Source organism: Parabacteroides sp. Y3-G-102 (assembly GCF_023656845.1).
GTDB classification, from domain to species: domain Bacteria; phylum Bacteroidota; class Bacteroidia; order Bacteroidales; family Tannerellaceae; genus Parabacteroides; species Parabacteroides distasonis.
This window is the reverse complement of the sequence record NZ_JAMOKU010000097.1, coordinates 1-1,967: the sequence shown is the minus strand read 5'-3', so window position 1 is coordinate 1,967 and position 1,967 is coordinate 1. Positions and strand designations below refer to the sequence as shown.

General features: G+C 41.4%; 1 protein-coding gene and 1 pseudogene. Both read right to left on the bottom strand.

From position 1 onward, the window contains the following. Positions 1-578: 578 nt before the first annotated feature. On the bottom strand, positions 579-1,166 hold the full coding sequence (locus NBH16_RS23185; protein ID WP_009125772.1) for a replication/maintenance protein RepL: 588 nt from the start codon (positions 1,164-1,166) through the stop codon (positions 579-581). Between the two features lie 431 nt (positions 1,167-1,597). After that, positions 1,598-1,967, bottom strand: a pseudogene (locus NBH16_RS23180) (plasmid recombination protein); the annotation flags it as partial.

Below are 1,967 nucleotides of genomic sequence, written 5' to 3'. Positions count from 1 at the left end.
GGCTGACAGGGGGTTAAGGGGGCTTGTCCCCTTACACACGTACCCTTTAGGGTGCTAGTGTGCTATCACCATACTGCATAGGTGCGAAGTTAGTGAATGTTTTGTAAATGCACAAATAAAGGGAAAAACATTTGGAATTGCGATGATAAAGCATTACCTTTGTTGCTGACCAAACGGTAGCTGACCGATACGGGAGAGTTACCAAAATACAAGCCGCTGGAGTTAATTGACGGATATCCGACATCTCCAGCGGCTTTATTTTCGCCTATCCGCTTCGTCTAGGCTATACCAGTACCCCCATTAGAAGTGTCCCCCAAAGATACTAATTTTCTACTGATTTGATAGATTTTCCCCCATATTCTTGGACATTTTTCCCCCATGAGGTTATCTTTGTAAAGTGAAAGAGAAACCCATAAACGGGGGTAGATTGGATGCTGGGAAGCATAGACAATCGGGGTAAGGTTAGCGAACCTTGCCTTTATCCCCCATTATAACTTTACATAGAGGAACTTTATCCTATCCCCCTCCCGTCCCCCAAGGGGGGAAGCGACCAAACGGCAGCTTCGCTCAATGGAGTGTTACTCTGAACTGAAACCTAAAGATAGCTGGCGTTCATCTTCTTCAGCTTTCTTTTTAGTTGATAGAGATTTTTTCCGAACGTATGTTTTGGTAAAAGAAACTCTATCCCCATTGAAAACTATAAGGGGATTGATGAACCATAAGTTCTCGTTTATACCTCTGGCTATAATCTCCGCTTTAACCAGTTCTGCAAGCCCTCGATAAACTGTACCTTTGCTTGTATATTTCGTATATTCAAGACAATCTTCTAGGATAAACATTATCATATCATTCTTGGGTTTCATACAAGTCATGATATAGCCAAATACCCTTATTGCGGCTTGTGAAAGGTCAAAAAATGCAGCAAAATTGTTCAGATAGAGTTTTGCAAATTGTTCTTCATCTACTTCTATCTGTCGAATAAAGGAAGTTCGGAACACTTCTCCTGTATCTGTATCAGCAACGGCAACAACTGCTTTTTTGTCACTTCCTGTACTGCTCTTATATTTTTTAACAACATGATTTTCAATATCTTCTATTGCTTGCTTCATGAATGGATTTTCCTTATTCCTTTGGAAGTCGGATAATTTTAGTTCGTTTTTTGCCATGGTATATTATTCTATTAGTTCGATTTTTCGCCTACAAATATAGACTATCAGTCCAACAAAAATAAACACACAGTTCGATTTTTAACATGATTTATTGAACTCTGAGTTCAAGCTAGATTGAACTGGCAGTTCATACAGTGTGAACTAGCCTATATTGATTATCAATTACTTAGCTTATGTTGTTTCTTATAGTTCTTAATACACCCCCAAAACAGCACAAAATCAGCCACTTAAAAATCATCGGTCGGGGAGCGCCCAGCGGCAAGGGGCGGGACCACCCGTCCCGACGAGCGCCCACACCATAAACTTTTTTTCGGATAAGCACACAACCGTTTTTCGAACCCTGCAAAATGTTTTCTGAATCCGAACGGCGTAACACTCCATTGAGTGAAGCTGCCGTTTGGTCGCTCCCCCTTTGGGGGCGGGGGGGGTTACATACCCATGCCGAAACCCCTGCTTTTGGTGATTTGCTTGAGTAGGTCTTTCCCCTCTTCCATAGCTTTCGATATGTTCGGGAAATGATGTCTTAAAGTCTCCAGTTGTTCGGAATTGAACAAGTCTTTCATTTTACCAAGTTCTTTTTTCAATTCCTTGGTTTCGGTCTTTAGTTCTTGGTTCTCCGTTCTTAGTCGGTTACTGGTTGTCCTTGCATTGTCCATTTGCTGTCTATAATACTCTTTGTCGTTCTCGGCTTTGAATACCTTTGTGCCGTTTCGCTCTTTTTCAAGTATAGCCTTTCCCAGTCTATCGGATAGCTGTTCATTTTCCCCCTCTAAAGCCTTTATTTTGGCTTTTAAGGCA